The 18304-nt window shown below is 66.9% G+C and carries 17 protein-coding genes; 12 read left to right on the forward strand and 5 right to left on the reverse strand.

The window, feature by feature from the left end; all coding sequences use genetic code 11:
• The first annotated feature begins 102 nt into the window (after positions 1-102).
• The 3 genes from xerC (at position 103) to hslU (ending at position 3221) form a co-directional block, all read left to right on the forward strand.
• Complete coding sequence (gene xerC / locus H8B22_RS09055) at positions 103-981, forward strand: tyrosine recombinase XerC (protein WP_187711115.1); 879 nt, start codon at positions 103-105, stop codon at positions 979-981.
• 294 nt (positions 982-1275) lie between these two features.
• The gene (hslV, locus tag H8B22_RS09060) at positions 1276-1830 is read left to right on the forward strand and encodes an ATP-dependent protease subunit HslV (RefSeq protein WP_187711116.1); all 555 of its coding nucleotides are present in this window, start codon (positions 1276-1278) and stop codon (positions 1828-1830) included.
• Positions 1827-3221 (forward strand): ATP-dependent protease ATPase subunit HslU, encoded by a 1395-nt coding sequence (hslU, locus tag H8B22_RS09065; RefSeq protein ID WP_225876177.1) that lies wholly within the window; start codon positions 1827-1829, stop codon positions 3219-3221. Before hslV ends, hslU begins: the two co-directional genes overlap by 4 nt.
• Before the next feature lie 220 nt (positions 3222-3441).
• On the opposite strand, the gene H8B22_RS09070 is transcribed toward hslU, so the two are convergent.
• Complete coding sequence (locus H8B22_RS09070) at positions 3442-3918, reverse strand: hypothetical protein (protein ID WP_187711117.1); 477 nt, start codon at positions 3916-3918, stop codon at positions 3442-3444.
• Between the two features lie 433 nt (positions 3919-4351).
• On the opposite strand from H8B22_RS09070, the gene H8B22_RS09075 reads away from it, so the two are divergent.
• From H8B22_RS09075 to H8B22_RS09090, 4 genes are all read left to right on the forward strand, one after another.
• The gene (locus tag H8B22_RS09075; RefSeq protein ID WP_187711118.1) at positions 4352-4663 is read left to right on the forward strand and encodes a hypothetical protein; all 312 of its coding nucleotides are present in this window, start codon (positions 4352-4354) and stop codon (positions 4661-4663) included.
• A gap of 63 nt (positions 4664-4726) precedes the next feature.
• Complete coding sequence (locus tag H8B22_RS09080) at positions 4727-7513, forward strand: class I SAM-dependent DNA methyltransferase (protein WP_187711119.1); 2787 nt, start codon at positions 4727-4729, stop codon at positions 7511-7513.
• Positions 7510-8409, forward strand: a complete 900-nt coding sequence (locus tag H8B22_RS09085) for a nuclease-related domain-containing protein (RefSeq protein WP_187711120.1) — start codon at positions 7510-7512, stop codon at positions 8407-8409. Before H8B22_RS09080 ends, H8B22_RS09085 begins: the two co-directional genes overlap by 4 nt.
• Positions 8410-8465: 56 nt before the next feature.
• Positions 8466-9434, forward strand: coding sequence for an HNH endonuclease (locus H8B22_RS09090; RefSeq protein ID WP_187711121.1), 969 nt, complete (start codon positions 8466-8468; stop codon positions 9432-9434).
• Positions 9435-9523: 89 nt separating this feature from the next.
• Here the strand turns inward: H8B22_RS09090 and H8B22_RS09095 are convergent, their stop codons facing one another.
• On the reverse strand, positions 9524-10327 hold the full coding sequence (locus H8B22_RS09095) for an isocitrate lyase/PEP mutase family protein (protein WP_187711122.1): 804 nt from the start codon (positions 10325-10327) through the stop codon (positions 9524-9526).
• Between the two features lie 281 nt (positions 10328-10608).
• Here H8B22_RS09095 and H8B22_RS09100 point away from each other — a divergent pair, with 281 nt between their 5' ends.
• Both H8B22_RS09100 and H8B22_RS09105 read left to right on the forward strand, forming a co-directional pair.
• Positions 10609-10941 (forward strand): YegP family protein, encoded by a 333-nt coding sequence (locus tag H8B22_RS09100; RefSeq protein ID WP_187711123.1) that lies wholly within the window; start codon positions 10609-10611, stop codon positions 10939-10941.
• Positions 10942-11098: 157 nt separating this feature from the next.
• Positions 11099-11971: an RluA family pseudouridine synthase gene (locus H8B22_RS09105; protein ID WP_187711124.1), complete on the forward strand. Its 873-nt coding sequence runs from the start codon at positions 11099-11101 to the stop codon at positions 11969-11971.
• Between the two features lie 33 nt (positions 11972-12004).
• On the opposite strand, the gene H8B22_RS09110 is transcribed toward H8B22_RS09105, so the two are convergent.
• The 3 genes from H8B22_RS09110 to H8B22_RS09120 all read right to left on the reverse strand — a co-directional run bounded on the left by H8B22_RS09110 (position 12005) and on the right by H8B22_RS09120 (position 14244).
• Entirely contained in the window at positions 12005-12514 is a 510-nt protein-coding gene (locus tag H8B22_RS09110; RefSeq protein ID WP_187711125.1) for a cupin domain-containing protein, read from the reverse strand.
• A gap of 120 nt (positions 12515-12634) precedes the next feature.
• The gene (locus H8B22_RS09115) at positions 12635-13453 is read right to left on the reverse strand and encodes a D-hexose-6-phosphate mutarotase (RefSeq protein ID WP_187711126.1); all 819 of its coding nucleotides are present in this window, start codon (positions 13451-13453) and stop codon (positions 12635-12637) included.
• A gap of 335 nt (positions 13454-13788) precedes the next feature.
• Complete coding sequence (locus H8B22_RS09120) at positions 13789-14244, reverse strand: nucleoside deaminase (RefSeq protein ID WP_187713600.1); 456 nt, start codon at positions 14242-14244, stop codon at positions 13789-13791.
• A 190-nt stretch (positions 14245-14434) separates the two neighbouring features.
• On the opposite strand from H8B22_RS09120, the gene ubiE reads away from it, so the two are divergent.
• From ubiE to H8B22_RS09135, 3 genes are all read left to right on the forward strand, one after another.
• The gene (ubiE, locus tag H8B22_RS09125; RefSeq protein ID WP_187711127.1) at positions 14435-15196 is read left to right on the forward strand and encodes a bifunctional demethylmenaquinone methyltransferase/2-methoxy-6-polyprenyl-1,4-benzoquinol methylase UbiE; all 762 of its coding nucleotides are present in this window, start codon (positions 14435-14437) and stop codon (positions 15194-15196) included.
• A 118-nt stretch (positions 15197-15314) separates the two neighbouring features.
• A complete protein-coding gene (locus tag H8B22_RS09130; RefSeq protein ID WP_187711128.1) occupies positions 15315-16223 on the forward strand; it encodes a GGDEF domain-containing protein in 909 nt (302 codons plus the stop codon).
• A gap of 117 nt (positions 16224-16340) precedes the next feature.
• Entirely contained in the window at positions 16341-18290 is a 1950-nt protein-coding gene (locus H8B22_RS09135) for a M1 family metallopeptidase (RefSeq protein WP_187711129.1), read from the forward strand.
• The last annotated feature ends 14 nt before the right edge of the window (positions 18291-18304 follow it).

Raw genomic sequence — 18304 nt, forward strand, 5'->3', positions numbered from 1 at the left:
AAAGCCGGGATCCATTTTGACTTTGCCGTTGCGTTCCCGCTGCGAAGTCACCAGCAACCGCAAGGTGGATCCCGGCTTTCGCCGGGATGACGAGCAATCCCGATGTCCTCCGCCATCGACGACTTCCTCGCCTACCTCGCCGTCGAACGGCAGATGTCGGTGCACACGCTCGACGCCTACCGCCGTGACCTCAGCGCCGTCGCCGCCTGGGCCGCCGAGCGCGGCCACGGCGACATCGTGGGCCTGCACGCCGAACAGCTGCGCGCCTTCGCCGCCGACGAACACCGCCGCGCGCAATCGCCCAAGAGCATCCAGCGCCGCCTCTCCGCCTGCCGCAGCTTCTACACCTGGCTGCTGAAGCACGGCCGCATCGCCGCCAATCCCGCCGCTGCCATCCGCGCGCCCAAGGCACCGCGCAAGCTGCCGCAGGTGCTCGATCCCGACGAGGCCAAGGCGCTGGTCGAAGTGCCCACCGACGCACCGCTGGGCCTGCGCGACCGCGCGCTGCTGGAGCTGTTCTATTCCTCCGGCCTGCGCCTGAGCGAACTGTGCGCGCTGCGCTGGCGCGACCTCGATCTCCTCGAGGGTCTCGTCACCGTGCTCGGCAAGGGCCGCAAGCAGCGCAGCGTGCCGCTGGGCTCGCACGCGCGCGCGGCCCTGCACGACTGGCGCGCGTCCACCGGCGCCGCGCAGGACGCACCAGTGTTCCCCGGCCGCAACGGCCCGATCACCCCGCGCGCGATCCAGCTGCGCGTGCGCCAGCTTGCGCAGCAGCAAGGCCTGTTCAAGCGCGTGCACCCGCACCTGTTGCGGCATTCCTTCGCCAGCCACATCCTGGAATCCTCCGGCGACCTGCGCGGCGTGCAGGAACTGCTCGGCCACGCCGACATCGCCACCACCCAGATCTACACGCACCTGGACTACCAGCACCTGGCCAAGGTGTACGACGCCGCGCATCCGCGCGCGAAGCGGAAAAAGTAGGCGTCGGTTATCCCACCCTACGGACGTTGCATAGAGGCAACAGCAACAGCGCCCCTCATCTGCCCTTCGGGCATCTTCTCCCCGCACGCGGGGAGAAGAGGAACTTCCTTCCGATTTCACGTGATCCTCCGCGTGCGGCGCCCCCCGACCCCTCGCCCCGCTTGCGGGGAGAGGGACAGCGTTGCGAAGCAACGCAGGGTGAGGGGGCGTGAAGGCCGCGCCACGCATGACTTTCGGACCGCTTGAACCCCCGCGCGCCCACCCCCAACTTCGTGGGACCCCACGGAGATCCCCATGGACCCCAGCCGCAATCCCGATGTCTTCCACGCCACGACCATCGTGTCCGTGCGCCGCAACGGCCACGTCGCCGTCGCCGGCGACGGCCAGGTGACGCTCGGCCACACGGTGATGAAGTCGAACGCGCGCAAGGTGCGCCGCCTCGGCCGCGACGGCCAGGTGCTCGCCGGTTTCGCCGGCGCCGCCGCCGACGCCTTCACCCTGTTCGAACTGTTCGAAGCCAAGCTCGAGAAATACGGCCAGCTCACCCGCGCCGCGGTGGAACTGGCGAAGGAATGGCGCACCGAGCGCCGCCTCGGCAAGCTCGAAGCGCTGCTGATCGTCGCCGACCGCGAAACCTCGCTGATCGTCGGCGGCACCGGCGACGTGATCGAGGCCGAAGACGGCATCGTCGCCATCGGCTCCGGCGGTTCCTACGCGCTGTCGGCCGCGCGCGCACTCGCCGCGCACACGCAGCTCGACGCCAGGACCATCGCCACCGAAGCGCTCAACATCGCCGGCGACATCTGCATCTACACCAACCGCAACATCGTGGTGGAAGAACTGCAATGAAGAAGTCCGTGAACACCTCCGCCACCATGACCCCGCGCGAGATCGTGCAGGAGCTCGACCAGCACATCGTCGGCCAGCACGCCGCCAAGCGCGCCGTCGCCATCGCCCTGCGCAACCGCTGGCGCCGCATGCAGCTCGACCCGGAGCTGCGCGACGAGGTCATGCCCAAGAACATCCTGATGATCGGCCCCACCGGCGTCGGCAAGACCGAGATCGCGCGGCGCCTGGCCACGCTCGCCAACGCGCCGTTCGTGAAGGTCGAAGCCACCCGCTTCACCGAGGTCGGCTACGTCGGCAAGGACGTCGAGCAGATCGTGCGCGACCTCGCCGACACCGCGATGAAGATGTACCGCGAGCAGGCCAAGCAGCGCGTGCGCACCCAGGCCGAGGAGAACGCCGAGGACCGCATCCTCGAAGCGCTGCTGCCGCGCCGCGCGGTGACGCTGTTCGGTTTCCAGGGCGATCCCGAGGGCGTGCAGAAGGAAGAGCCGCCGCCCGAATCCGAAGCCGACGACAAGACCCGCGCCAAGCTGCGCAAGCAGCTGCGCGCCGGTGAACTCGACGACCGCGAGATCGAACTCGATTTCGCCGTGAACGTCGGCGTCGACATCATGGCGCCGCCCGGCATGGAGGAGATGGGCCAGCAGTTGCGGCAGATGTTCTCGCAGGTCGCCGGCGGCAAGACCCACAAGAAGAAGCTGACGATCAAGGCCGCGCGCAGCCAGCTGATCGAAGAGGAAGCCGGCAAGCTGGTCAACGAGGACGACGTGCGCGACGCCGCGATCGAAGCCTGCGAACAGCACGGCATCGTCTTCATCGACGAGATCGACAAGGTCGCCAAGCGCAGCGACGCCGGCACCATCGGCGGCGACGTCAGCCGCGAAGGCGTGCAGCGCGACCTGCTGCCGCTGGTGGAAGGCTCGACCGTCAGCACCAAGTACGGCTCGGTGAAGACCGACCACATCCTGTTCATTGCTTCCGGCGCGTTCCACCTCGCCAAGCCCAGCGACCTGATCCCCGAACTGCAGGGCCGCTTCCCGATCCGGGTCGAACTGGGCGCGCTGAGCAAGGACGACTTCGTCCGCATCCTCACCGAACCCAAGGCCGCGCTGATTACCCAGTACATCGAACTGCTGAAGACCGAAGGCGTGGCGCTGGCGTTCACCGCCGACGCCATCGACCGCCTCGCCGAGATCGCCGCCACGGTGAACGAGCGCCAGGAAAACATCGGCGCCCGCCGCCTGCACACCGTGCTCGAACGCCTGCTGGACGTCCTCAGCTTCGAAGCCCCCGACCGCGACGGCACCGCCGTCGCCATCGACCGCAGCTACGTCGACGCCCACCTCAACGAGCTGGTGAAGGACCCGGACCTGAGCCGGTACATCCTGTAACCCCGCGCTCCTGCTCCCGCACCGCGCAGTTCCCTTCTCCCCGCACGCACCCTTCTCCCCACCCGTACCCTTCTCCCCACCCGTACCCTTCTCCCCGCACCGCGGGGAGAAGGTGGCGCGCAGCGCCGGATGAGGGGCGCCCTTGCTGTTGCTCTTAATCCTGAGCCAAAAAAAAGGCCCCGCCATGCGGGGCCTTTCCATTGAACGAACCGCCGAAGCCTTACGCCGCTGGCGCTTCGACCTCATTGCGCTGACCATTGCCCTCGAACCGCTTGCCCATCTCGCGGTTGAGCGCTTCGAGGCCTTCGCCCTTGCTGAACTTCAACAGGTGATAACCAGCCAGCGCGGCGACCATCACGTCGCTGCCCAGCGCCGTGTCGGTGTCGCGCATCTTCTCCAGCAGGCGCACCACCCGGGTCATGCGCGCGTTGAGCGCGTCGTGGCTGCGCAGGTCGCGGCCCATCTCGTCCACGTCCACGGCCGGCGGTAACAGCGCACGGTTGGCGTGCATCGCGTCGTACGCCTTGCGGCAGAACGCCTCCGAGCCGTCGCCCATCTTGGCGAGGCGGCGGCGCTGGCCGTTGCCATTGATCGCCACGAGGATCGGTTCGAGCGCTGCTTCCAGCGTATCGAGGTGCTGGTCGATACCCGCCCATTGGGCGTCGTCGAGGTGGGTCGAAGCGAGGTTTTGACTCATTCCTTTAACTCCATGTCTTGGTTGAACGTCCGATGCCGGCCATCTTGGCGGGCACCGGGAGTCTATCGCTTCCGGCTACCGCGGCTACCCGACGCGTAGATGCGCGCCACTCTCCCGGTACGCGCCGCTCGCTCGCCGGGGAGGTGCGGGTCACCCTCCCGGTACATATGGGTCACTCGCCGGGGATACGTCGGCCACTCTCGCGGTAAGCGCGTGCCACTCGTCGGACCCAGGTACGGCACTCGCAGCCCGGATGCCGCGTATCCATGGGGGATAGGGCCGGGCCTGCCGGGAGACAGGCCGGGTACGACCCCGGGGTAGCCGGACGTCCACTTGCCGATAGGGACCGATGAAGCTGCAGACGGGCTGGTCGCAGCCCCCGCGACCGGGTGCGGCTATTCCTGTAGCCCCAGCCATCCGGAGCCTTCCCGTCATGAGCACCATCACCGTTGGCATCAACGCCGAAACGCGCCCGCTCGCCGCTGCGGACCCGCAGTGGATCATCCAGCAGATCGACGGCCGTCGCCGCGACGGTCTGGTGGTCTGCGTGCGGGTTTCCATCAGCACGCCCGATCTGCACATGACGCTGGCCACGCCGACCTGCGGTTCCGGCGCCGGTGGCCGTCCACCCACGCCGCACGAGCGTGCGGTGTTCGAGCTCTGGCGCAAGCGCGGCTTGGACGAACACGACTACCAGGCGGCACACGTCGTGGCCTTCCTCAAGCAGCTACCTCATTACCTTTGATCCTGCGTCCGCCGCGTCCCCTGTCGTATCCTCGCGCTGCACACATACACCGGGGGATGCGGCGTGCCGCTGAGTTGGAACGAGATCAAGGACCGCGCGCTCAGGTTCTCACGCGAATGGAAGGATGAAGCCAGCGAGGACGCCGAGGCCAAGTCGTTCTGGGATGCCTTCTTCGATGTGTTCGGAGTTTCGCGCCGACGCGTCGCCGCGTTCGAGAAGCGGGTGAAGAAGGTTGACGGAAAAGACGGCTTCATCGACCTGTTGTGGAAAGGCGTATTGCTGATCGAACACAAGTCGCGCGGCAAGGACCTCGACCGCGCCCACGGCCAGGCTCGCGATTATTTCCACGGCCTCAGCGACGCCGAGCTTCCGAAGTACCTGCTGGTCTCCGACTTCGCCCGCTTCCGCCTCTACGACCTCGACAGCGACGAACCGCCGGTCGAGTTTCCCATCGGCGAGTTGCACAGGCACATCCGCCGCTTCGGCTTCATCGCCGGCTATCAGGCGCGCAGCTTCAAGGAGGAAGACCCGGTCAACATCCAGGCCGCCGAGCGCATGGGCAAGCTGCATGACGCACTCAAGGCGGCGGGCTTCGATGGTCACGCGCTGGAAGTGCTGCTGGTGCGGCTGCTGTTCTGCCTGTTCGCCGACGACACCGGCATCTTCCAGCGCCACGCCTTCCACGAGCTGGTCGTGCAGCGCACGTCCGTTGACGGCGCCGACCTCGGCCTGTGGCTGGCGCAGCTGTTCCAGGTGCTCAATACCGCACAGGACAAGCGCCAGAAGACGCTGGACGCGCAACTGGCCGAATTCCCCTACGTCAACGGCAAGCTGTTCGAGGAGCCGCTACCATTGGCCGCGTTCGACGCGACAATGCGTCAGCAGCTGCTGGACGCCTCCGCACTGGACTGGAGCCGGATCAGCCCGGCGATCTTCGGCTCGATGTTCCAGTCGGTGATGGACAGCAAGGCGCGGCGCAACCTCGGTGCGCACTACACCAGCGAGAAGAACATCCTCAAGCTGATCGGGCCGCTGTTCCTCGACGGGCTGAAGGCCGAGCTGGACAAGGCCGGCAATGACGAGAAGAAGCTGGCACAGCTGCACAAGAACCTGGCGACGCTGAAATTCCTCGACCCGGCCTGCGGCTGCGGCAACTTCCTGGTCATCGCCTACCGCGAACTGCGCCAGTTGGAGCTGGAAGTCCTCACGCGCCAGTTCGCCACCCAGCAATCGCTGCTGGCGCACGTCAGCGACCATGTGCTGGTTGACGTGGACCAGTTCCATGGCATTGAGATCGAGGAATTCCCCGCGCAGATCGCCCAGGTGGCGATGTGGCTGATGGACCACCAGATGAACTTGCGCGTGGCCGAGCAGTTCGGCGAGAACGTGGTTCGCCTGCCATTAAAGAAGTCCGCAGTGATCGTGCATGGGAATGCATTGCGCATCGACTGGAACGATGTTGTGCGAGCAAAGGATTTGAGTTTCATCCTCGGCAATCCGCCTTTTGTTGGAAAAAAGGAGCAGAACACACAACAGAAAGCAGACATGGCAGTTGTGTTTTATGGAACTAAAGGTGCCGGTGTCCTCGATTTCGTTGCTGCGTGGTACCAGAAGGCGGCTGATTTCATTAGTTCTACGAGCATTCGATGCGCCTTCGTATCAACGAATTCGATAACTCAAGGAGAGCAGGTCGGAGTTCTATGGCCGCTTCTCCATGCGAAGGGGATCCAAATCCAGTTTGCTCACCGAACTTTCCGATGGAGCAGCGAGGCTCGTGGAAAGGCGGCGGTGCATTGCGTGATCATTGGTTTTGGACTTGATCGGGAGCCGGCGCCTCAGCTTGCCGATTACGGTGACGTTAATGGTGAACCGAATTTCATGCGCGCTACGGAGATCAATCCGTATCTAGTGGATGGGCCATTTGTCGCGCTACCAAACAGATCATCTCCAATTTCGACAGCGCCTTCGATGAATTACGGTAGCTTTGCGCTCGACGATGGCAACTACACGTTAGATGCATCCGAAAGAGCTCAGATTCTCGCAAGTAGTCCGCAAGCGGAGGGCTGGCTGCATCCATTCATTGGCGGGCAGGAGTTGTTGCATTCAGAGGCAAGGTGGTGCCTCTGGTTGCTTGGAGCAGACCCGACTGCCATCAAGGCTGCCCCTGTCGTACTAGAGCGCGTAGAAAAGGTTCGTACTTGGCGCTCCCGAAGTGAGCGAGAGACAACTAAGAAGCTCGCCGCAACGCCAACTCTGTTCGCAGAGAACCGGCAACCGACGACAAGCTATGTAGCCATTCCAACCGTGTCTTCCGAGAAGCGCCTATACATTCCGATGGCGTTTTTGCGGCCAGAGACGGTCGCGTCTAACCAGATCTACGTGCTTGCTGACGCGACTCTTTTTCATTTCGGGGTGTTGCATTCACAAATGCACATGTCGTGGATTCGGTCGGTTTGCGGTCGCCTCGAGAGCCGATATCGCTACTCTGCCGGCATCGTCTACAACAACTTCCCCTGGCCCGAACTCGCCGACGCCAAGCACCACTCCGCTATCGAGACTGCCGCGCAGGGCGTCCTCGACGCCCGCGCGAAGTTCCCTGGCAGCACGCTGGCCGACCTCTACGATCCGCTGACCATGCCGCCCGCGCTGGTGAAGGCGCACCAGGCACTGGATCGCGCGGTGGACGCGGCCTACCTCGCCGCCGAGAAGGCCGGCGGGCGCAAGACTCCCAAGCTCGGCACCGATGCCGAGCGCGTCGCCTTCCTGTTCGAGCGCTACCAGGCCCTCACCTCACTGCTGCCCGCGGTCAAACCCAAGAAGGTCCGCGCGCCGCGGAGCGACAACGCATGAAGTGGTGGTCGGGACTGATCGGCCTCGCGCCGTTCGCGCTGTCCGCCGGGCTCGCCCTGACCTTCGCCCTGGCCTACAAGGCCCTGAACCGGCGCATGAGCCGGCGCTCGCCGCTGGCGGGACGCAAGGTCGGCAAGCTGCCGGGGCAGGAACTGGTCGAGCGCGTGTCGGACCACGAAACCGACCTGCTGTTGGCGGTGATGCTGATGTACATGGCGTTGCCGCTGATGTTCCTGGGCTGGGTCGGCACACGCTTCCGCCTGGATACGGTGGTGTGGGGATCGGTGGAGACGATCTTCCTGCTCGGGGCGCTGGCGCTGTTTGGGTACGGGCTGTTCGGCTACGTGCGTGCGTTCAGGGCCCGCGAGCGTGCCCGCGACGGCCTGCTGGCCGAACGTGTCACTGGCATGCAGCTCAATCGCCTGGTCGCGCAGGGCTGCACGGTGATGCACGACCTGCCCGGCGAGGGCTTCAACATCGACCACGTGGTGATCGCGCCACGCGGTGTGTACGCGGTGGAAACCAAGTCGTTCCGTAAGCCGAAGCAGACCGGCGCGGGCGACGCCTATCGCGTCGTCTTCGACGGTGCACTGCTGCGCTTCCCGGACTTCGCGGAGAAGAACGCACTGGAGCAGGCACGGCGGCAGGCGCAGTGGCTGGCGAAGGTATTGCGCGAAGCGTTGGGGCGCGATGTGCCGGTGATTCCCGCACTGGCCCTGCCGGGGTGGCTCATCGAGCAGGGCGACGACACATGGCGCAACGCCGCGGTGAAGGTCTTCTCGCCGATGGGCGGCGGCGCCAACTTCATGGCCAAGGACATCCAGGCCATCGACGCGACCACGCGCAACCTGATCCGCGATGCGCTGGCAGTTCGCTATCCGGACATTCCGGCCTGACGGCGAAGTGCCGCGGGCTTGGCACAAGAACATGAGTGAACTTGAGGGGGACGGGAATGGCCAAGCGGCCCTTTAGGGGAGAGGACAGCCTGCGCTTTGAAGAAGTGGCCCGCGACGAAGTCGCTCCGTTCTTGTCCTCTCGTGGACTGCAGGTGATCGAGGATCGGCGCGTCAAGACGGGAACTGCGGTTTCGCAAACCGTTTCCGCCCGGCTTCCGGATGGCAGCCTGGCTTCGATCAAGGTCAGGCTGTGTTGGCGCAGGGATGGTCGTAACCCACGTGAACACCTGTACTCGGCCGCTCAGCTTCGGGCGCGACGCCTTGAGGCTGGTTGGGCGGCGACGATGGACGACATCACGCGCCGCAACAAACAGCAGGGTGTGACGCATTTGTTGCTGTTCCAGCGGGATCAGAACAAGACAACCCACGCAGCTCTGGTTCCGATTGATGCGGTTGCGCCGATCTGGCACGGGCAGTACCAGGTCAGCAATCAACTGATCGGGCAGGGCCTGATGGGTCGAATCCGCAAGAACCATGCAGCAAATGGGCACAGCCCAACGATATGGCTGCAGGATGATCGGACGGCGGCCGCACACGCGGTTCCCAGAGTGCTGTGGACTTGGCCCGGCGTGATCGACCTCATGCGTGGCGACGCTGGCGGGATCGGCGCCGAGGCCGCGGACGACACCTTCGACGACTGCCCGGGCGTGACGGGGGATATCGGTAGCGATGGGGGAGAGCGGATCAAGATGATTCGCTCGGCAGTCAAGCGCGACCCGCGCGTGCGTGATGCTGTCAGGGCCAGAGCCAACGGCAAGTGCGAACGTTGTGGCGCGTCGCGCGACTTCCCGGGTTTCATGGACGTGCACCACATCATGGGCGTCGAGAAGAGCGACCGCCTGCACACGTGCGTTGCGCTGTGTCCCAACTGTCACCGAGAGGCCCATCTGTCTCCGGGTGCGGAGCAGATCAGGGTCGAGTTGACGAACTATGCAAACCAGTTCAAATCCGCTGGAAGCACGTAGGGTGGGTTGAGCCGAAGGCGATACCCATCAATGCACGCGATCTGGATGACGGGTTTCGTTTCACCCAACCCATTCCTGCGAGCTGCCAGCTATCGCGTTCCAAATAGCGCGTTGATCTCTCCGTAACTCGCGCGCGGTGCATCCGCCGCGCGGCCGTCCTGCAGGAATGCGCCGGCAAGTCGGCCCACGTGGGCGAACACCGCCTCGGCCAGGTCGGAGCCGGCACTCAGGCGGCGCACGCCCAGCGCTTCGAGTTCGTCCAGCGGCGGCAGCGAGGGGCGCAGCATCACGTTGAGCGGTAGCGGCGTGCCGGCGGCGATGGCGCGGATCGCACCGGCTTCGGTCACGCCCGGCACGAACAGGCCATCGGTGCCGGCGTCGCGGTACTGCGCGGCGCGTTCGAGCACGGCTTCGACGCGGCGTTCCGGCGGCGCCAGCCCGCGCAGGTACACGTCGGTGCGCGCGTTGATGTAGACGTCGAGCCCGCGCGCGGCCAGGGCCTGCTTGATGCGCGCGATCTTGGCACACAGCAGGTCCGGTGCGGCGGCGCCGTCTTCCAGGTTGATGCCGACCACGCCGAGTTCGGCCAGCCGCACCACGTGGCCGGCGACGGTGTCGGGATCGTCCGAATAGCCGCCTTCCACGTCCATGCTCAGCGGCACGCGTACGACGCGCGCGATCTCGGCGGCGACGGCGAACAGTTGTTCGACGGGCAGCTGGTCACCGTCGGCGTAACCGCGGCTCCAGGCGACGCCGGCGCTGGTGGTCGCGATGGCCGGCGCGCCGAGGCTCTCGATCAGCCGCGCGCTGCCCGCGTCCCAGGCGTTGGCGATGCGCAGCACGCCCTGCGCGTGCAGGCGGCGGAAGTGGGCGGCGTGGTCGGCGTTGGGCATGTTGGCCTCGGCAGCTTCGGGATGGGCCAGCTTCGCAGATGTGCCCTGGCATTACCTGCCGCTTTCGGACACCGATGTGTTGCGCCGACGGATACCCAGCGATGGCGTCGGCAGGTCGGGTGCGCACGTCGGTCGTGCCCGGTCGCGGCATCTTCACGCGATGCAGACACCCATCCGTATGCTTGGCCCGGCGTCGATGCCTTCACGCGCGAGTGATCGCGCTGAACACGTGCAGGCGGCGCGGCACCCCATCTCTTCCACGCAGGACCCAGGAGATACGCATGGCTGGTTGGTATGAACTGAGCAAGAGTTCGGACGGGCAGTTCCGCTTCGTGCTGAAGGCGGGCAATTCGGAAATCATCCTCAACAGCGAGCTGTACAAGTCGCTGGATGCGGCCCGCAACGGCATTGCCTCGGTACAGAAGAACGCAGCGGACGCGGCGCGCTACGAGAAGAAGGAAGCCAGCAACGGCAAGGCCTACTTCACGCTCAAGGCCGCCAACCACCAGGTCATCGGCACCAGCCAGATGTACGCATCGGCGGACTCGCGCGATGCCGGCATCGCCTCGGTGCAGAACAACGGCGCGACCGTGACGATCAAGGAGTCGCTGTAAGACCGGATACGGCATGCCGGCCGGGCGGGCCGCAGCGAGCGGCCCGCCTGATGGAGAATCCGTCGCACCTCCCATCTTTCCCGACCTGCCGCCGCCCGACGAAGCCCGTCGCGGGGTGCGGTAGGGTGTGGGCACAGAACCACGGTTGTCGAGGCCGATGCGTGACGCGAATGGGCTGGCCGCCAGCCGCCTGCAACTCCCGCCGGGCCCCTGGCACACCGTGCTCGATTGCCTGTGCGCGCGCTTCCCCTTGATCCCGCGCGAGGTGTGGCTGGACCGCTTCGCGCGCGGGATGGTGCTGGATGCGAACGGTGCGCCGCTCGCGGTCGATGCGCCGTACCGGTTGGGCGCGGAGATCCGCTACTTCCGCGAGGTCGCGGACGAGGCGGCGATTCCGTTCCAGGAAACGCTGCTGCATGTCGACGCGCATCTGGTGGTGGCGGACAAGCCGCACTTCCTGCCGGTGACGCCGGCCGGCGGGCATGTGCGCGAGACCTTGCTGGCGCGGCTGGTGCAGCGGTTGGGGAATCCGGACTTGGTGCCGGTGCATCGCATCGATCGCGACACCGCCGGGCTGGTGCTGTTCTCGGCCGATCCCGCCACGCGCGCGGCGTACCAGGCGCTGTTCCGCGAGCGCCGCATCCACAAGCGCTACGAGGCGATCGCGCCCGCGTTGCCGGGGCAGGCGTTTCCGCTGGTGCATGCATCGCGGCTGGAAGTGGGCGAACCGTTCTTCCGCATGCGCGAGGTCGACGGCGTGGCCAACAGCGAGACGCGCATCGAGGTCATCGAGCGCATGGGCGATGCGTGGCGTTACGCGCTGGAACCGGTCACCGGGCGCAAGCACCAGCTGCGCGTGCACATGGCGACGCTGGGCGCGCCGATCCGCAACGATCGCCTGTATCCGCAGCTGGTGGCGGCGGCCGCTGACGACTATTCGCGGCCGTTGCAGTTGCTGGCGCGGGCGTTGGCCTTCGTCGATCCGCTCAGTGGGGTCGAGCGCCGCTTCGAGAGCCAGCTGCGGCTGTAGTAGTCGGCCCGATCCGCATTGCCGCTCCGCCGATCAGCGCTTGCTGCCGGCCGCCTTCGGCGCGGCCTGCTTGCGCGGATCGTCCGCCGGATTGATGTAGTTGATCTCGAACGGCCCGGTGCTGTTGATCTGCACGACGCCGCCGTTGCGGGTACTGGCTTCGTGCAGCATCTGCTTCGGCAGCAGCACGTAGTCGCCCGGCACGAGGTCGGCCGCGTGCGCGTCCGCGGCATCGCCCATCGACAGGGTGAAGTCGCCTTCGAGCACGGTTACCTGCTCGTCGGTAGGGTGCCAGTGGCGCGGCACGCGGTAGCCCGGCGGTGCCTTCAGGCGGATCGCGAATGCGCCGGGCTTGCCGGGATCGCCCGACAGCACCACCGCCTGCGCGCCAGGCGGCAGCGCCGGCGGCGCAGCACCCCATTGGATGGACGCGGCACGCACCATCGCGTGGGTCATGGGGGCATTGGCGGGATCGGCTTGCGGTTCGGCGGCCCACAACGGGCCCGGCAGCAGGCACAGGCAGAACAGGATGGACGCTTTCATCGGAACACCTCCGGCATGGCGGTCCCCTGGAGCGCCGGGCGCGGGCGACGCAACGCGTCCGCACGGCCGGCACGCGCATTCTTGCCCCGGGCCGTTAAGGCGGTGCGATTGCGCCGCCGCTCAGCCCAGGCGCTGCGTTCCCGACCAGCGTTCGCCCGGCGCCAGCACGACCGGCTGCAGCACCTGTCCGGCTTCCACGCAGACGAAGCGTTGGTGGTCGACGGGCGCGAGATCGCGCAGCGTGGCGGCCAGGGTCGCGCCGGGGTTCCACACCACGGTGTCGCTGAAGCCGTCCTGTTCGATCGCGGTGGTGTGCGCGCCGTCGCGCAGCGTCAGGGGCGCGACCACGTCGTTGTAGATGCGGTCGACTTCGCCGTCGAAACGCACGTCGAAGTTGTGTTCGCGGCGCAGCACGCCGCCGGCGGCGCTGTCTTCGTAGTCGCAACCCTGCAGGCCTTCCAGCGCGACGTCGGCGAGGTCGTGCACGCGCAGGTAGGTGTGCAGGGCGGCGGTGAAGGCGAAGTCGGTGGTGTCGGGGTTGTCGACGTCCAGGGTGAGTTCCAGCCGCGACGCCGACAGGGCGATGCACAGGCGCGCGGTGAACGCGTGCGGCCAGTGCGCGGTGCGGGCGTTGGCGTGGAGCGCGAACACGGCGCGGCCATCGGCGATGCCGTCGAACTGCCACGGCTGGCTGCGGGCGAAGCCGTGGCGGCCGTGCGGGCCGCGCTCGCCGAACTGCGGAAAGATCACCGGCACGCCGCCGCGGATCGAGGCGCCTTCGCCGTAATTGGCGCGTTCGCTCAGGAACAGGCGTTCGCGGCCGTCGGCGGGGATCCACGAGAGCACGTGCGCGCCGTGCAGGGCGACGAGGGCGGTGGCGCCGTCGGCGTGGAGGCGGAGGCAGGGGGTTCCGTTGAATTCGGTGGGTTCGGTTTGCATGGGGGGATAAGTGGTGAATCAGGAAGTTGGTGAAGCAGCAACTGGTGAAGCAGCAGTGGTGAAGTAACGGGTAATGCTGTCATCCCGAGCGTAGCGAGGGATCTGCTTTTGCAGGCGCTCAATCGGAAGCGGAACAGCAGATCCCTCGCTGCCCTCGGGATGACAACTGAAGTCGCTTCGGGGTGACTGACCCTCACCCTGCGTCGCTGCGCGACGCGGTTCCTGGCTCTGCTCCCGGCCCTTGCGCATGGCGCAAGGGCGTTCAGTCGGGCGTGCGCCAGTGGCGCACAAACGCCCGCCTTCACCGCCGCAGGCGGGGCGAGGGGTGAGGCTCCTCAATCTTCACCAATATCCTCGTTCCACACTTCCGGATTCGTCGCGATCCAGTCGCCGAGCATCGCGATGCATTCGGCGTTGGCGAGGTCGATCACGTTGACGTCGTGCTCGCGCAGCCAGTCGATGCCGCCGCGGAAGTTCACCGATTCGCCGACCACCACGGTGCCGATGTTGAACTGGCGCACCAGGCCGCTGCAGTACCAGCACGGGGCCAGCGTGGTGACCATGATCGTGTCGCGGTAGCGGCGCTGGCGGCCGGCCTTGCGGAAGGCGTCGGTCTCGCCGTGCACCGACGGGTCGCCTTCCTGCACGCGGCGGTTGTGGCCGCAGCCGAGCAGGGCGCCGTCGTTGCGGTAGAGCGCGGCGCCGATCGGGATGCCGCCTTCGGCCAGGCCCGCACGGGCTTCGGCAACGGCGGTGGCGAGCAGGGCGCGGTAGTCGGGGGTTTCGAGCATCGTGGTCGGATCGGGCTGGGTGTGGGGGGATTCTGGCATCCGCATGCCGCGGGGGCTCGTGCCGGGGCAGCAGCGGGGTCCCTCGCTGCGTGTGGGATGACGGATTTCTGCTTGCGGCCTCCCCGGGTGATTTCTTGTCGCTTTTCCTGCCGGGCGGAGCCCTTGCCCCGCGTTTTGCGATAATCCCCGCATGAGCGAACACGACACCCCCAACGGCACCACCCACTTCGGCTTCCGCGACGTGCCCGTCGCCGAGAAGCAGAAGCTGGTCGGCGAAGTCTTCTCCTCGGTCGCGGGCAACTACGACCTGATGAACGACCTGATGTCGCTGGGCGTGCACCGGGTGTGGAAGCGCTATTTCGTCGGCACCTGCCAGGTGAAGCGCGGCGACCGCGTGCTCGACCTCGCCGGCGGCACCGGCGACATCGCCGCGCTGCTGCACGAGCGCGTGGGCGCGACCGGCCACATCGTGCTGGGCGACATCAACGGCGAGATGCTCAAGGTCGGCCGCGACCGCCTGACCGATCGCGGCATCGTCGCGGGCATCGAGTTCGCCGAATGCAACGCGGAGAAGCTGCCGTTCCCCGATGCCAGCTTCGACCTGGTGACAATCGCCTTCGGCCTGCGCAACGTCACCGACAAGGACGCCGCGCTGCGCGAGATGCGCCGCGTGCTCAAGGTCGGTGGGCAGGCGCGGGTGCTGGAGTTCTCGTCCGTTACGGCGGACTGGTTCAAGCCGATCTACGACTTCCACTCGTTCAACATCCTGCCCAAGCTCGGCAAGCTGTTCGCCAACGACGCCGACAGCTACCAGTACCTGGCCGAATCGATCCGCAAGCATCCGCCGCAGGATGAGTTGAAGACGATGATGGAAGCTGCCGGCTTCGCCCGCTGCGGCTACAAGAACCTGAGTGCCGGCATCGTCGCGATCCACACCGGTTACAAGGTCTAACCGACAGTCCGACCCCTCGGGTTTCGCTACACCCGATCGGGTGTAGCGCCTGTGCGTCACTCAGCTTTGTGATGCACACCGCTATGCTGGAACCACTGTTCCACCGAGCGATCGTTCCATGGCCGGGCTTGGCGTCTATCGCACCCTATCGCGGGTGTTTCCGCGCTCGTTCCGCGCCAAGCTCATGGCGGTCGTGGCCGGCTGCACGCTGCCGCCGCTGGGCGTGTTCCTGGCGTGGGTGCTGTTGCATGAAGCGCCGACCCAGCAGCAGCTGGTGATCGGCGTTTCGCTGACGGTGGTGGCCAGCCTGCTCGGCGTGCTGGCCGCGCTGTTCCTGCTCTACCACCTGCTCACGCCGCTGCGGATGATGGCCGAGGTGGTGCGCGCGTACTGGCAGGAGCAGCGCCTGCCGGAACTGCCCGAGGACGGCCGCGACGAAGTCGGCGTGCTGATGCGCGGCATCAACTGCGGCCTGCGCGAGATCGACAACGGCATCCGCGAACTCGAGCGGCATGCGCTGGAAGACCCCCTGACCCATTCGCTGAGCCGGCGCGGCAGCGACCGCGCCCTGCATGCCTGCGTCGAGCGCGCCGAGCGTGGCCTGCCGCTGGCGCTGTACGTGCTCGACGTCGACAACCTCAAGCCGGTCAACGACGAGTACGGCCACGTCGCCGGCGATCGCATGCTCATCGACCTGGTCGCCAGCGCGCGCCACTTCCTGCGCGAGTCCGACTGGATCGGGCGCTGGGGCGGCGACGAGTTCCTGCTGTGCGTGCACGACGCGCAGGAGTCCGCCAACGAGCGCATGCGCCAGTGGCTGCGCGAGCTGGCGGCGCCGCGGCCCGACGGCATCCCGATCAGCGTGAGCATCGGCTGCGCGCAGTACCGCCCGGGCGTCGACGCGGCGCAGCTGTACCGCGAGGCCGACGCGGCGATGTATGCGGCCAAGGCCCAGGGCGGGGCGATGCTGGTGTGCGACGACGGCTTGCGCGCGGTGGCGCCGGCCATGCGCGTCGCCGGGGCCTGATGGCCTGAACCGTTGTCCGCAACTTGGCGGCTTGCGCCGGCCACGGGGCGGGTGCCGGCATGGGGCCGGGGGCGGGGCGCTACACTCCGCGCTTTCCACCGTCCACGGGCCCGTTTCATGCGCCATTCGATCCTGATGCTGTCCCTCGCGGCCGTGCTGGCCGCCACGACCGGTTGCAAGCGCGACGCCGCGCCGGCCGGCGATGCCCCGGCGTCCACTGCCGCCACCGCTCCCGCTGCCGCCCAGATGATCGACGAGCATTCCTACGCCCAGCCCGACAAGGTCAAGGTCAAGGACCTCGCCCTGGAACTGAAGGTCGACTTCGACAAGAAGGTGATCGACGGCAGCGCGACGCTGGCGCTGGACTGGCTCGACAAGGCCGCGACGCAGCTGGTGCTCGACACCCGCGACCTCGCCATCGGCAAGGTCGTCGGCGAACGCAGCGACGGCAAGTGGGAAGACCTCAAGTACGCGCTGGCGCCGGCGGACAAGGTCCTCGGCAGCAAGCTCACCATCGAAACGCCGCAGCGCAACGCGCGCGTGCGCATCACCTACACGACCTCGCCCGATGCGTCCGGCCTGCAGTGGCTGACCGCGGCGATGACCGAGGGCAAGAAGACGCCCTTCATGTTCAGCCAGTCGCAGCAGATCCACGCGCGTTCGTGGGTGCCGCTGCAGGACACGCCGAGCGTGCGCTTCACCTACACCGCGCACGTGCTGGCACCGCAGGACACGATGGTGGTGATGAGCGCGGCGATCGAGCCTGGCGCCGACAACAGCGGCGACAAGCGCGACGGCGACTACAGCTTCAGGATGCCGCAGGCGATCCCGTCCTACCTGCTGGCGATCGGTGCCGGCGACCTGGTGTTCAAGCCGATCAGCAAGCGCAGCGGCGTGTGGGCCGAGCCCACCGCGGTCGCCAAGGCGGTGGCCGAGTTCGCCGACACCGAGAAGATGATCGAGACGACGGAACAGCTGTACGGCCCGTACCGCTGGGACCGCTACGACATGCTGCTGCTGCCGCCGTCGTTCCCGTACGGCGGAATGGAAAACCCGCGCATGACCTTCCTGACCCCGACCGTGATCGTCGGCGACAAGTCGCTGGTCTCGCTGATCGCGCATGAGCTGGCGCACAGCTGGTCGGGCAACCTGGTGACCTTCTCCACCGCGAAGGACGCGTGGCTCAACGAAGGCGTCACCAGCTACGTCGAGAACCGCATCATCGAATCGATGTACGGCAAGGAACGCGCCGACATGGAGAACGTGATCGAGCGCAACGAGCTCAAGTCCGAATTCACCGCCGACAACAAGCCGCTGCAGGCGCTCGCGGTGAAGGCGGGCACGCTGAAGGACCCGGATGACAACCTCGGCTCCACCGTCTACACCAAGGGCGCGTGGTTCCTGCAGTTCCTCGAGCAGCGTTTCGGCCGCGCCGACTTCGACGCGTTCCTGCGCGGCTACTTCGACCACTTCGCGTTCCAGTCGATCTCGACCGACCAGTTCCGCGAGTACGCCAAGGCCAACCTGCTGGACAAGTACCCGGGCAAGGTGACGCAGGCCGAGTTCGACGCGTGGCTGTTTGAGCCGGGCGTGCCGGCCGACGCGCCGCAGACGACCTCCGCGCGCTTCGACGCGGTCGACGCCGCGCGCAAGGCCTGGCTCGACGCGGGCACGCTGCCGGCCAAGGACGCCAGCGCGAAGTGGACGACGCAGGAGTGGGTGCACTTCATCGAAGGCATGCCGGAAACGTTGCAGCCCGAGCAGCTGGCCGCGCTGGACGCCGCGTACCACTTCACCGGCACCCCCAACGGCGAGATCGCGCAGCGCTGGTACCCGCTGGCGGTGCGCAGCGGTTATGCCGCGGCGAACGCCGAGCTGGCGAAGTTCCTGGAACGCGTCGGCCGCCGCAAGCTGATCATGCCGACGTACAAGGAACTGGTGAAGACGCCGGCCGGGCTGAAGCTGGCCGAGGAGACCTTCGCCAAGGCGAAGCCGGGTTACCACCCGATCACCACCGGCAGCGTCGAGACGACGATTGCCGAGGCGAAGGCGGCGCCGACGAAGTAAGCAAAGTCGCGTTG

It is taken from the genome of Lysobacter terrestris (assembly GCF_014489475.1).
GTDB classification, from domain to species: Bacteria; Pseudomonadota; Gammaproteobacteria; order Xanthomonadales; family Xanthomonadaceae; genus Agrilutibacter; species Agrilutibacter terrestris.